Source organism: Bartonella sp. AP72JLCBS (assembly GCF_042195705.1).
Classification (GTDB): domain Bacteria; phylum Pseudomonadota; class Alphaproteobacteria; order Rhizobiales; family Rhizobiaceae; genus Bartonella.
The window spans coordinates 55,614-68,645 of the sequence record NZ_JBHIOU010000001.1 but is presented as its reverse complement, the minus strand read 5'-3'; the positions used below and the strand labels follow the sequence as shown (position 1 = coordinate 68,645).

Below are 13,032 nucleotides of genomic sequence, written 5' to 3'. Positions count from 1 at the left end.
AAAAACACATTTTTTATGCAATTGTACCTAGAATAGTTCTAGAAATAGTTCTATAAGGGATACCTTACATCAATATCTGGTGTAAAATGGTTTCTGGCGCTGATTTCCGCATTATGCCTAGAGGGTGGAGGGGGAAATGGATGGCGGAGGTAATTGCGTCTGCGCTCAAGCTGCGACCTTGACTCGTAGTTTGTGTTGTTCATTCCTGGAAATTGGGTGGTTATAGTATGAGGGTGGACAGTCATGACTCAAATTGATAGCTTTAATTGTCGTAGAGTATTAAATGTTGGTGGCAAAGAATATACTTATTATAGCTTGATTGAAGCGGAGAAGAACGGACTTGAAGGTGTTTCTCGTTTACCGTTTTCGATGAAAGTTATTCTCGAAAATTTATTGCGATTCGAAGATGGTCGCACAGTTAAAAAAGAGGATATCTTCAATGTTGCTAAGTGGTTAAACGACAAAGGGAGCGCTGGGGCAGAAATTGCTTACCGTCCTGCACGTGTTCTTATGCAGGATTTTACAGGTGTTCCAGCAGTTGTTGATCTTTCTGCAATGCGTGATGCTATGGTTAAACTTGGCGGTAACGCTGAAAAAATCAATCCTCTCATTCCCGTTGATCTCATCATTGATCACTCAGTTATTGTTGATGCTTTTGGCAATTCCATGGCTTTTAAGGAAAACGTTGAGCATGAATATGAACGCAATGGTGAACGCTATCGTTTCCTTAAATGGGGGCAACAAGCCTTTCAAAATTTTCGCGTTGTTCCTCCAGGAACAGGGATTTGTCATCAGGTTAACTTAGAATATTTAGCACAATGTGTATGGATGAAGAATGAAGAGGGCTGTGAGACGATTTATCCTGACACCTGTGTGGGAACTGATTCGCATACGACTATGGTAAATGGTTTAGGGGTTTTAGGTTGGGGTGTGGGTGGTATTGAAGCAGAAGCAGCAATGTTAGGTCAACCTGTTTCTATGTTGTTACCTGAAGTGATTGGTTTTCGTCTAACAGGTAAACTTAAGGAAGGTGTAACAGCCACCGATCTCGTATTAACGGTGACCCAAATGCTACGTCGGAAGGGTGTTGTCGGTAAATTTGTTGAGTTTTTTGGTCCTGGTTTGGAGCATATGACGCTTGCTGATCGGGCAACGATTGGAAATATGGCACCTGAATATGGAGCAACGTGTGGTTTTTTCCCAATTGATAAGGAGACAGTGCGTTATCTCAATATGACAGGGCGTGATGAAAGTCGGATTGCCTTAGTGGAGGCTTACACCAAAGCACAAGGGATGTGGCATGATGAAATGGTGGCTCATCCCATTTTTAGTGATACAATTGAATTAGATATGGGAACCGTTGTCCCTTCTATGGCTGGTCCTAAACGTCCTGAAGGACGTATTGCATTGGAAAATGTTGGGCAGGGTTTTGAGAAGGCATTGGTCGAAGACTATAAGAAGACTTCTGGACAAGATAAGCGTTATCAGGTTGAGGGTGAAGAATATATGCTTGGTCACGGTGATGTGGTGATCGCTGCGATTACGTCGTGTACGAATACATCGAATCCAAGTGTTCTTATTGCTGCGGGTCTTTTGGCACGAAATGCTGTGGCAAAGGGTCTTAAGAGTAAACCATGGGTAAAAACTTCTCTTGCACCTGGTTCACAAGTCGTTGAAGCTTACCTTCAAAATTCGGGTCTGCAAAAAGATTTAGATGCATTAGGATTTAACTTAGTAGGATTTGGGTGCACAACATGTATTGGTAATTCTGGTCCTTTGCATCCAGCTATTTCCAAAACGATTAATGACAATGGTATAATTGCATCTGCGGTTCTTTCAGGAAATCGTAATTTTGAAGGGCGTGTTTCCCCTGATGTGCAAGCGAATTATTTAGCTTCACCACCGTTAGTTGTTGCACATGCGCTCATCGGGACGGTGTGTAAAGATTTAACCAAGGAGCCTCTAGGTGAAGATTCAAATGGCCACCCCATTTATTTGAGAGATATTTGGCCAACTTCTCAAGAAATACAGGAGTTTATCGAAAAAAATGTCACGCGGAAGGTTTTTGCCGAAAAGTATGCAGATGTTTTTAAGGGAGATGAAAATTGGCAAAAAGTTCAGATTCCTAGGGGTTCTACCTATTCTTGGGATGAGCAATCCACCTATGTACGCAATCCACCTTATTTCGATGATATGCAGAAAACACCTGATATCTTACCAGATATTAAAGATGCACGGATTTTAGGTTTATTTGGTGATAAAATCACGACGGATCATATTTCTCCTGCTGGTTCTATTAAAGCAGCTTCTCCTGCCGGAAAATATTTAATGGATCATGGTGTTAAAGTGGCTGATTTTAATCAGTATGGAACGCGCCGTGGGAATCATGAAGTTATGGTGCGTGGGACCTTTGCCAATATTCGCATTCGTAATTTCATGTTAGGGGAAAATGGTCGAGAAGGAGGTTATACGGTTCATTATCCGTCAGCGGTAGAACAAACCATTTACGATGCAGCAATGGCGTATAAACAAGAAGGTATTCCACTCGTTGTTTTTGCAGGTATTGAATATGGTAATGGATCATCCCGCGATTGGGCTGCCAAGGGGACCAATCTTCTTGGTGTCAAAGCAGTGATTGTGCAGTCTTTTGAAAGGATTCATCGCTCTAATCTTGTTGGTATGGGCATTGTCCCTTTTGTTTTTGAGGAGGGGCTAAGTTGGAAATCTTTAGGCTTAAAGGGAGATGAAAAGGTGACAATTGAAGGGATTCATAACTTGAAACCTCGTCAAAAGACTGTAGCGAAAATTACTTTTTCTGATGGTACGGTAAAAACCGTTCCATTATTATGCCGTGTTGATACTGAAGATGAGCTAGATTATTTGCATCATGGTGGAATTTTGCAATATGTCTTGCGTAAGTTAGCCGTTTAAATTCTTTTGTTTGTTAAGGAATATCTATTATTAAGCTATAAAGTTGCGGATCAAAGAGTTTGGCTTCGTTTTTTTATGGCTATCTTTGAAAATCTAATTGACGTTAGCTTTAGGATTGCGCTATAACCCACACGGTTATAGGCAGCTTTATAGTTTTGCTTGGGTTGGATTTATTTATATTGGTAGAGTTGTTATTGAGACTCATTTTACCAAGGTGTTGAAAGAGAGATTATATTTATGGCGAATACACCTTCTGCTCGAAAAGCGGTGCGCAAGGTTGCGGCGCGCACACAGGTTAATAAGGCCCGCCGTTCACGCGTTCGTACTTTTATACGTAAGTTTGATGATGCTTTAGCGGGTGGCGATAAGGCATCTGCAGAGATTGCATTTAAGAATTTTGAGCCTGAAATTATGCGTGCAGTTTCTAAAGGGGTTTTTCATAAAAATGCTGCTGCGAGGAAAGTATCGCGTTTAGCTAAACGTTTGAAGGCTCTCAGCGTTTAAGCTTTTTCTCCTTTAATTGAGAACAAAGCCAGTATCCATGAGGATGCTGGCTTTTTGTTTATTATTTCAAAAAGTTTCTATTGAAAATAAGAATCGATAATGATTCTCCACTTGAAAAAGGAGAGAAAGTTTATAGAGGGAGGTATGGTTATCCACAAGCTTTGTGGATTTGTACAGAGTCTTTTTTGTCAAGCATTTTATTTTTTTTTTTAAATCTGAAGAGATTCTTTAATTATTGGTAAATTTAGAGAAAAAAAATGAATTGAATCAATATTTTTTTTCAGTCCTCATTAATATAAGCATTTTTTTCGGGTTTTTTGATTTTATTTTGACCTCTTGCATTTTACCTCTGCTGTTTTGTATGGTTCTTATGAAGACTAAGAAGCATGAAGGGGTCACATCAGCGCATTATTCTGTATTTTGTTGAATACAAGATGTTTTGATTTAGGCTTTTCGAAACTTTTGTGTTGGAGAGGTTTTCTGACGGTTTTTTAGTTTTCTTAATGGATATGTTTACCATTTTAGAAGGGTGGGTCATATCATGAGTGCAAGTAAATCTTATTGGTCATCTTTGTTAGTAGGGTTGTGATGAGGCTATCCTAGGGGAGGGTGAGTAATCTTATTTGGGGTAGGGCGTTTTGCCTTCGCTAGATTTATTTTAGTTGTTTGGCAGGACAAAATTTTATTTTTATCAGGATGGAAGATGGTGGATAAATTGAACTCTAAAGCTAGTTCCTTTAAAAGGGTTTCGGTAAATATCCTGTCGGCAGAGAACATAATAAAGAATAGGATGACGGAAAGTGATGAGAACGTTTGTAGAAATGCTTCTATAGGGCATTCTATTGTTTCAGAGGAGGAAAGTGCGGCGGCTTTTATACGTGTTATGGCGCAATTAAAGGTGCAGGTTGGTGTTGAGGCTTATACCAGTTGGTTTGGACGTGTGAAGCTTGCTGAATATAGTCATACTCTTGTAAAGCTTTCTGTTCCTACTGCTTTTTTACGTTCATGGATTAATAATCACTATGGTTCTCTTTTGACTCATTTATGGAAACAAGAGAATTCAGCAATTCTTCGTGTTGAAGTTATTGTTCGTGGTATGGAACGCGTTTCAAGAGATGTCGTTTGTAAAAGAAGTGTTCCTCCTGTTGTGCTAGAGGAGCAGGCGACTTCATCTTTTGTTGAAAGTTGCGCAGAGCATTCAGTTAAGAATTCTCAAACGGGAGTTTTTGGATCTCCACTTGATTCTCGCTATACTTTTGAAAGTTTTGTTGAGGGGGCTTCTAATCGTGTTGCTTTAGCAGCTGCGCGTTCCATTGCAGAGGGGCATAAAAGTGCCTTACGTTTTAATCCTCTTTTTATTCACGCATCTGTTGGCTTAGGAAAAACACATTTGCTTCAAGCGATTGCTGCTTCTGCATTGAAGCGTTTAACGTCTGCGCGCGTTATTTATTTAACTGCTGAATATTTTATGTGGCGTTTTGCAACAGCTATTCGTGATAATGATGCTCTTTCTTTTAAAGAACAGCTTCGTGATATCGACCTTTTGATTATTGATGATATGCAGTTTTTGCAGGGTAAGTCGATACAACACGAGTTTTGCCATTTGCTTAATATGTTGCTTGATAGTGCAAAACAGGTTGTTGTCGCTGCAGATCGTCCACCAGCAGAATTAGAATCGCTTGATCTTCGCGTTCGCTCTCGTCTTCAGGGAGGGGTAGCTCTTGAAATTGAAGCACCAGATTATGAAATGCGTTTGCAAATGTTGCGCCAGCGGTTGAAGGTGGCACAACAAGATGATGGCATGGTATCAATTTCTGATGATATCTTGGAATATATTGCGAAAACGGTTTTAGGGTCGGGGCGTGATATTGAAGGTGCGTTTAATCAGCTCTTGTTTCGTCAATCTTTTGAGTCTGATTTATCTTTAGAGCGGATTGATGAGTTATTAGGTCATTTGACACGTCCTGGTGAACCTAAGCGTATTCGGATTGAAGAAATTCAGCGTACGGTAGCACGCCATTATAATGTTTCTAAACAGGATTTGTTATCTAATCGTCGAACACGTACGGTTGTGAAGCCACGGCAAGTTGCAATGTATTTAGCAAAAGTATTAACTCCTCGCTCATTACCAGAAATTGGGCGCCGTTTTGGTGGGCGTGATCATACAACAGTTTTACACGCTGTGCGTAAAATTGAAGATTTGGTTTGTGGTGATCAGACCTTGGCTAAGGAACTTGAGTTGCTTAAGCGGTTGATTGGAGAACAGGCTGTATAGTGTTTATCGTTTCTTTCTTTGGAGAGACTTTAAAGAATTTAATGAAAAGATTTATTTTTTCTTATGCAGGAGTGACTTGCCATTTTAAGAGAGGTTTAATAAACTCTAGCAGGCGATTCTCTAAAGGGATCTATTCTTTAATTCTAAGGAATTCTTATAGTTTTTAGTAAATCATACGGGGCTTTTATGCGTATTACAGTTGATCGCAGTCAATTTCTCAAGTCTCTTGGTCGGGTTCACCGTGTGGTAGAGCGCCGTAATACTGTTCCTATTTTATCGAATGTGTTGATTGATGCAGAAAATGGCCGTGTACAGTTAAAAGCAACAGACCTTGATTTAGAGGTTATGGAATCTTTTGCAGTTAATGTTAAACAAGCTGGAGCAACAACTGTTCCGGCACATTTGCTCTATGATATCATTCGAAAACTTCCTGATAGCAATGAAGTTGTATTATCCCTCGATGAGAATCAAGCAGGTACAATGTCCGTTGTTTCGGGTTGTGCACATTTTCAGCTTCAATGTCTTCCGAAGGCAGACTTTCCAGAGTCGCTTCCTGGGCAATTTGGTTATCGTTTTTCTTTATCGGCATCAGGCTTAAAACATTTACTTGATTGTACACAATTTGCCATTTCTACTGAAGAAACCCGTTATTATCTTAATGGTATTTATTTCCATATTATTAATGATGGTGTTTTGAAATTGCGTTTGGTTGCAACTGATGGTCATCGTTTGGCACAAGTTGAGATGGAAGCTCCTTCGGGAGTTGAGGGAATGCCTGGTGTTATTGTTCCCCGTAAAGCTGTAGGAGAATTGCAAAAACTTCTTTCAGAAGAAAATGATAGCGATGTATGTATAGAGCTTTCGGAGACAAAAATTCGTTTTTCTATAGGCTCTGTGATTTTTACATCAAAATTAATTGATGGAACATTTCCAGATTATCAACGTGTTATCCCTCTTGGAAATGATAAAGAATTAATTGTTAATAGGCAGGACTTTTCTTCTGCAGTTGATCGTGTTTCAACGATTTCAAGTGATCGGGGGCGTGCAGTTAAATTAACGATTGAGCATGGACAGTTAAGGCTTGTTGTTAATAGCCCAGATTCGGGCAGTGCAGAAGATCAATTATCAGTAACTTATGCATCTGAACCGCTTGAGATAGGATTTAATTCACGTTATCTTTTGGATATTGCTGGGCAGCTTTCAAGTGATGAGATGGTTTTTATGTTGGCTGAGGCTGGAGCACCAGCTCTGATTCGTGATAATGATGATGCGGATGTGCTCTATGTACTGATGCCTATTCGCGTTTAGGGGCCGTTGTTTTGCAATGCATGGCCAGTCATGTGCACAAAGTGGCAGTGAGGCAGCTGAAGCTTTTACGTTATCGCAATTATTCTTTTTTCAATATTCATTTTTCTGGTCAGCATGTGGTTTTTACTGGCCATAATGGTGCTGGTAAGACGAATCTTTTAGAGGCGTTATCTTTTCTTTCTCCTGGTCGTGGTTTGCGGCGTGCTGTTTATTCTGACGTTAGTTTTGTAGATGGTGGTGGTGGAGGATTTGTTGTATTTGCGCGTCTTGAATGCGCTCTTTATGGTGAAGTAAAGATTGGTACAGCTTTTGAGGTTAGCGATAACAGTCGAAAGGTCCATATTAATGGTGTGAATGAGTCGAGTGATTGCCTAACAGATTATTGTCATATTAGTGTCCTAACACCGTCTATGGATGGTCTTTTTACAGGTCCTTCACTTGAGCGCCGTAGTTTTTTGGACCGTATGGTTTTGGCGATTGATCCCTTGCATAGGCGCCGCATAGCCGATTATGATAGAGCTATGCGCGCACGTAATCGTTTGTTTTTAGATGGAAATGAAGATTGTGCTTGGTTTGATGCTTTAGAAAAGCAAATGGCAGAATTGGCGACAGCTATTTCTGCGGCGCGTGTTGATGTTATTCGTCTTTTAAATGACATGTTTACACAAATGCCCTCACAGATACCTTTTCCACGAGCTTTTTTGCAAATTGATGGTTTTTTAGAAACAGCTCTTAGTGAAATATCAGCAACTGAAGTTGAAGAACAATTTTGTGATCGATTGCGGCATAATCGCGCAATGGATCGTGCTGCTGGTCGGACGTTAGAAGGACCACATCGTGCAGATTTGCAGGTTTTTTATGCTGATAAAAATAGAGCAGCAACATCTTGTTCAACAGGTGAACAAAAAGCGCTGCTAACAGGTTTAGTTTTGTGTCATGCACGTCTAACAGGTATGATGTCGGAAAGATCTCCCATTCTTCTTCTTGATGAAATGGCTGCCCATCTTGATTCGCATCGACGTGCTGCTCTATTTGATATTCTTGATGATTTAGCTGTACAAACATTTATGACAGGAACAGATCGTCTTTTATTTGATGACTTAAAAGGACGCGCAGAATTCTTTGAGATTAAGGATGGAGCTTTATTGCCGTAAAAACATGCTAAATATTTTTTTAATAAGTGATAGGTCTGAAAGAAAAGGCTTGCTATGTCAGAGATAATAACGATTTTAAATGGTCCTAATTTAAATTTTCTAGGTCAACGTGAGCCAGAAATTTATGGAACTGAAACTCTAGAAGATATTGAAAAAAGATGCAGAGAATGGGCAAAAAAAAATGATATTATAATAAATTTTTATCAAAGTAACTATGAAGGGCAATTAGTGGCATGGATACAAGAAGCAATAGAGGCAAGTTCTGGATTGATCATTAACCCAGCGGCTTACAGTCATACATCTGTTGCACTTCTTGATGCCCTAAAAATGTTTTCAGGGCTGAAAGTAGAAGTTCATTTATCTCATATTTATCAGCGTGAAGCTTTTCGTCACCATTCTTATACATCTGCAGGTGTAGACGCTATCATAATTGGGTGTGGAGGTGATGGATATCGGTTTGCACTTGAGTATATTGCAAAACAATTAAGCAAAACAATTAAATTGTGATAGGTAAAGAGTAAGCGTTTAATAAGAGTAATATAGGCATTTAATTCTCTTGATAATTATTTTCAAATCTGTACAATGTGAGGTATATATTTATGACAGTTTTTAGTGCGTATGACGGGGGTAAATAGAGATGAAAAGCTTTGTTAGACAATTAGAAATGCTTGTGATTTTAGGGGGAGCACTGCTTTTGTCTGGTTGTAAAATTGATGTTATGCAGCCATCAGGTTATGTTGCACGTCAACAGCTCATTTTGATCGTTGTTTGTGTGGTGGTGATGCTTTGTATTGTTATCCCAGTTATGGTGAGTGTGGTATTTTTAGCTATAAAATATCGTGCATCGAATATGAAAGCGGACTATTCTCCTGATTGGGCACATTCAAATAAAATTGAAGCATTGATGTGGGGTATTCCAGTTGTAATTGTAATGGTTTTAGGTTCATTAACAGCTTATTATACCTATAAGCTTGAACCTACAAATCCTCTTCCAGTGGAAGTTGTAGGTGAAGGAAAGCCATTACAGATTGATGCTGTTGCTCTTGATTGGAAATGGCTTTTTATTTATCCTGAATACGGTGTTGCATCGATTAATGAGATTTATGCGCCTGAAGGACGTCAAGTTTTATTGCAATTGACGTCAGAGAATTCTGTCAATGCTTTTTGGGTTCCCAAATTGGGTACAGTTCTTTACGCTATGCCGCAGATGAATGCTAAGTTGCATTTGGTCGCTGAAGAGCAAGGAGTATTCAAAGGAGCCTCAGCAAATTATAGTGGTGATGGTTTTTCGGGTATGCGGTTTAAGTGGCATTCTGTGTCTTTGCAGGATTTTGAGGATTGGATTGTAAAAGCTCGGGCTAATGGTCGAGTACTTGATCGTTCATCTTATCGTCAACTTTCTATTGCGCCTCGTATGGGTGATATTGCTGCGAAGGAAAAAGATGCTGAAGTTCGTTATTTTGCACCTGTTGAGAAGCGGCTTTACTATCGTGTTGTTAATCGATGTGTCGATGAAAAGACGGTATGTAATGAAGATTTAATGAAACGTGCTGCTGCTCAGACGCTATGGGGTGCACTATGTTCAGTATTTGATCCTGATGTTATTTAACAGAGTCAATAAAGTAAAGAGCCCTTTTAACAAAGGTTTCTTTTAAACTTGAATTTCATTTGAAATGGGTTGAGAAATGTTTGGAAGACTTACAGATCCTACGGCAGGTGCTTTTCATGCGCTTGCACATGAACCGATCGTTTTGTATACATGTATTGCGATTGTTTTGGTTGGTTTAATTGCTGTTATTGCTCTAACAGTACTTGGGTGGTGGGGGATTCTATGGCGAAATTGGATTACAACGGTTGACCATAAACGCATAGGTATTATGTACATCGTTCTTGGAATTATTATGCTTGTTCGCGGTTTTGCGGACGCACTTATGATGCGAACGCATCAAGCTTTAGCTCTTGGGAGTGAAACAGCAGGTTATTTGCCCCCTGAGCATTTTGATCAAATTTTTTCGGCGCATGGTACGATCATGATTTTTTTCATGGCCACGCCTATTTTATTTGGTCTTTTTAATTATCTTATACCACTTCAAATTGGTGCGCGTGATGTTGCTTTTCCCTTTGCAAATAATCTAGGTTTTTGGATTACGGCTGCAGGGGCGATATTGATTAACATATCCCTAGGTGTTGGGAATTTTGGTCGTGGTGGTTGGTTGATGTATCCACCTTTTACAGAATTGCAAACGAGTCCAGATACAGGGGTAGATTATTATTTATGGTCACTTCAGCTTTCTGGTATTGCAACAACAATGGGATCAGTGAATTTTATTGCAACGATGATTAAAATGCGTGCTCCTGGAATGACAATGATGAGAATGCCTATTTTTTGTTGGAGTGCTTTTGTCAGCAATGTTCTTATTGTAGTCATTTATCCTGTTTTGGCTGTAGCATTTGCACTCTTGGCATGTGATCGTTATTTGAACATGAATTTCTTTACCAATGTTGGTGGCGGAAATCCGATGGTATGGATTAACTATGTTTGGGTTTTTGGTCATCCTGAGGTTTATGTTTTGGTTGTTCCTGCTTTTGGAATTGTTTCTGAAGTTGTATCAACTTTTTCTTCAAAACGCCTCTTTGGTTATACTTCAATGATATGGGCCATGTTGGTTATTTTGATTCTTTCGCTTCTTGTTTGGGGCCATCATTTCTTCACAATGGGTGGGGGTGAAGCTGTAAATACCTTCTTTAGTATTGCTACGATGATTATTGCAGTTCCAACCGGTGTAAAAGTTTTTAATTGGCTGCTTACGATGTATAGAGGTCGGATTCGCTTTGAGCCTCCTATGCTTTGGTGCATGGGTATGATCTTTACATTTGTTGGTGGCGGATTAACAGGTGTTTTATTATCTATTGTTCCTGCTGATTGGCAGTTTCATAATTCGCTCTTTTTGATAGCACATTTCCATCATACAATTATTGGAGGTGTGGTTTTTGCGTACTTAGCGGGGATTGCATTTTGGTTTCCAAAAGTTTTTGGTTATAAACCAAATCGCATACTAGGTATTACATCTTTTTGGTGTTGGTTTATTGGTTTTTACCTTGCCTTTTTCCCCGTTTATGCGCTTGGTTTAATGGGGGCGACGCGTCGTCTTCAGCATTACATGGAACCTAGTTGGCAGCCGATGTTTATTATTGCTGCATTGGGTGCTTGTATTATCTTACTTGGTATCCTTTGTTTTGTGCTACAGGTTGTTTTGGCGATTTGGTACGGTATTAAGCATAAAGGGCACTTACCGGTAACATTAAATGATTCTTGGGGTGATGCACGTACACTTGAATGGTTTACCTCTTCACCGCCTCCTTCTTATAATTTTGCCCTCCTTCCAAAGATACAGTCTGATGATGCTTATTGGAATATGAAGAAAAGTGGTTATCAACGGCCAACAAGTGGATTTACAAAAATTCATATGCCATCGAATACATCGGCTGGAATTATTGCTGGCTTCTTCTCATTAGTTGTTGGTTTTGCGCTTGTTTGGCATATTTGGTGGCTTGTTGCGGTTGGACTGGTTGGTTTTATTGCAACGCTTGTGTGTCATTCATTAACAGGTGATCATCATGGTTACTATATTCCAGCTGAAGAAGTGCAAAAAACTGAAGATGCCTTTACGGCTGTTCTTAAAGAACAAGGAGTGACAGTATGAGTGCTGTAACAATGAATAACGCGAGTACTATAGATGAACTTCACCACGATAGTAGCTCGGTAATGACGTTTGGTTTTTGGGTCTATATTCTTTCAGACTTAATCCTGTTTTCGACACTGTTTTCAAGTTTTGCTGTATTTTCTGCTTCTTATGGTGGTGGTAAAGCGGGCAGTGAGTTTATAGATTTAAAGTTTGTTTTGGTTGAGACTGCTTTCTTGTTGATTTCATCCGTCACTTATGGCTTTGCAATGGTACAAGCACATAAAAATAACATCAGTGGTGTGCGTTTATGGATGGCTGTTACCTTTGTATTGGGGTGTTGCTTCATTGGTATGGAACTTTACGAATTTCATGAACTTTTGAGTGAGGTTTTTTATTTCGATCCAAATGCTTATGCGGGTATTGATCCTGCAACAGGTTTACAGCTTTTTGGACGGGAAATTCTCTCTGCGTATTGGTCAGCATTTTTTGCTTTGGTTGGCACTCATGGACTTCACGTAAGTGTTGGCCTTCTTTGGATGGTTGTGATGTTTTTTCATCTTCGTCGTAATGGCTTGGATCAGAACAATAAAACACGTTTAGCATGTCTTTCCATTTTTTGGCATTTACTTGATATTGTATGGATTGGTGTTTTCACCATGGTTTATCTATTAGGAGCGTTGTGATGAGCGTGCAAAATGAAACACATGGTCCCAGTACTGGTTCCTATTTGGTTGGTTTTATTCTGGCTGTATTTTTCACTTTGGGTTCTTTTATTCCTGTGATGTATGGAATGATGGAAAGTTGGGCAGTTAGTACAAAGGTTGCGTATCTTATTGGGATGGCGATTATTCAGATTATAGTACAAATTGTTTTCTTTTTGCACTTGAATTCTGGTCCAGACGCCAAGTGGAATTTAAGCGCGTTGTGGTTTGCTGTTATTTGCGCTTTTGTTATTATTGGGGGAACTTGGTGGGCTATTTCTCATTTGAATTATAATATGATGGGTGGTTCAGGACGTGTTATTGAACCGGAAATATCAAGTAGAGATGATTCTTCAGTGTCTGAGCAGTTATCAAACAAAGATATATCTGTAAGAAAACAGCCAGAAAAGATACAGGGCTCAGAGGTTTCGGTGGAGCAAGGTGCAAGTACGCAAACTCCTGTAGATCAAGCA

Annotated in this window: 10 protein-coding genes; all 10 read left to right on the top strand. The window is 39.5% G+C overall.

Annotation, left to right across the window (positions count from 1 at the left end; all coding sequences use genetic code 11):
• The first annotated feature begins 243 nt into the window (after positions 1 to 243).
• Positions 244 to 2,931 (top strand): aconitate hydratase AcnA, encoded by a 2,688-nt coding sequence (gene acnA, locus ACFILO_RS00230; RefSeq protein WP_375677678.1) that lies wholly within the window; start codon positions 244 to 246, stop codon positions 2,929 to 2,931.
• 237 nt (positions 2,932 to 3,168) lie between these two features.
• On the top strand, positions 3,169 to 3,435 hold the full coding sequence (gene rpsT / locus ACFILO_RS00225; RefSeq protein ID WP_273790272.1) for a 30S ribosomal protein S20: 267 nt from the start codon (positions 3,169 to 3,171) through the stop codon (positions 3,433 to 3,435).
• A 703-nt stretch (positions 3,436 to 4,138) separates the two neighbouring features.
• Positions 4,139 to 5,710: a chromosomal replication initiator protein DnaA gene (dnaA, locus tag ACFILO_RS00220; RefSeq protein ID WP_375611430.1), complete on the top strand. Its 1,572-nt coding sequence runs from the start codon at positions 4,139 to 4,141 to the stop codon at positions 5,708 to 5,710.
• Positions 5,711 to 5,896: 186 nt separating this feature from the next.
• Positions 5,897 to 7,018, top strand: a complete 1,122-nt coding sequence (dnaN, locus tag ACFILO_RS00215) for a DNA polymerase III subunit beta (RefSeq protein ID WP_375606188.1) — start codon at positions 5,897 to 5,899, stop codon at positions 7,016 to 7,018.
• A gap of 20 nt (positions 7,019 to 7,038) precedes the next feature.
• On the top strand, positions 7,039 to 8,172 hold the full coding sequence (gene recF / locus ACFILO_RS00210) for a DNA replication/repair protein RecF (RefSeq protein ID WP_375611469.1): 1,134 nt from the start codon (positions 7,039 to 7,041) through the stop codon (positions 8,170 to 8,172).
• A 54-nt stretch (positions 8,173 to 8,226) separates the two neighbouring features.
• The gene (gene aroQ / locus ACFILO_RS00205) at positions 8,227 to 8,679 is read left to right on the top strand and encodes a type II 3-dehydroquinate dehydratase (RefSeq protein WP_375652407.1); all 453 of its coding nucleotides are present in this window, start codon (positions 8,227 to 8,229) and stop codon (positions 8,677 to 8,679) included.
• A gap of 130 nt (positions 8,680 to 8,809) precedes the next feature.
• Complete coding sequence (gene cyoA / locus ACFILO_RS00200; protein ID WP_375611432.1) at positions 8,810 to 9,781, top strand: ubiquinol oxidase subunit II; 972 nt, start codon at positions 8,810 to 8,812, stop codon at positions 9,779 to 9,781.
• Positions 9,782 to 9,857: 76 nt separating this feature from the next.
• A complete protein-coding gene (cyoB, locus tag ACFILO_RS00195; RefSeq protein ID WP_375611433.1) occupies positions 9,858 to 11,876 on the top strand; it encodes a cytochrome o ubiquinol oxidase subunit I in 2,019 nt (672 codons plus the stop codon).
• Positions 11,873 to 12,541 (top strand): cytochrome (ubi)quinol oxidase subunit III, encoded by a 669-nt coding sequence (locus ACFILO_RS00190; protein WP_375632161.1) that lies wholly within the window; start codon positions 11,873 to 11,875, stop codon positions 12,539 to 12,541. The genes cyoB and ACFILO_RS00190 overlap by 4 nt, the downstream gene beginning before the upstream one ends.
• A partial coding sequence (gene cyoD / locus ACFILO_RS00185; protein ID WP_375677677.1) for a cytochrome o ubiquinol oxidase subunit IV occupies positions 12,541 to 13,032 on the top strand: 492 nt, incomplete at its 3' end. The genes ACFILO_RS00190 and cyoD, both read left to right, overlap by 1 nt.

Coding starts and splice junctions, on each gene's coding strand:
- acnA (WP_375677678.1), top strand. CDS start 244: ATGACTCAAATTGATAGCTTTAATTGTCGTAGAGTATTAAATGTTGGT.
- rpsT (WP_273790272.1), top strand. CDS start 3,169: ATGGCGAATACACCTTCTGCTCGAAAAGCGGTGCGCAAGGTTGCGGCG.
- dnaA (WP_375611430.1), top strand. CDS start 4,139: ATGGTGGATAAATTGAACTCTAAAGCTAGTTCCTTTAAAAGGGTTTCG.
- dnaN (WP_375606188.1), top strand. CDS start 5,897: ATGCGTATTACAGTTGATCGCAGTCAATTTCTCAAGTCTCTTGGTCGG.
- recF (WP_375611469.1), top strand. CDS start 7,039: ATGGCCAGTCATGTGCACAAAGTGGCAGTGAGGCAGCTGAAGCTTTTA.
- aroQ (WP_375652407.1), top strand. CDS start 8,227: ATGTCAGAGATAATAACGATTTTAAATGGTCCTAATTTAAATTTTCTA.
- cyoA (WP_375611432.1), top strand. CDS start 8,810: ATGAAAAGCTTTGTTAGACAATTAGAAATGCTTGTGATTTTAGGGGGA.
- cyoB (WP_375611433.1), top strand. CDS start 9,858: ATGTTTGGAAGACTTACAGATCCTACGGCAGGTGCTTTTCATGCGCTT.
- ACFILO_RS00190 (WP_375632161.1), top strand. CDS start 11,873: ATGAGTGCTGTAACAATGAATAACGCGAGTACTATAGATGAACTTCAC.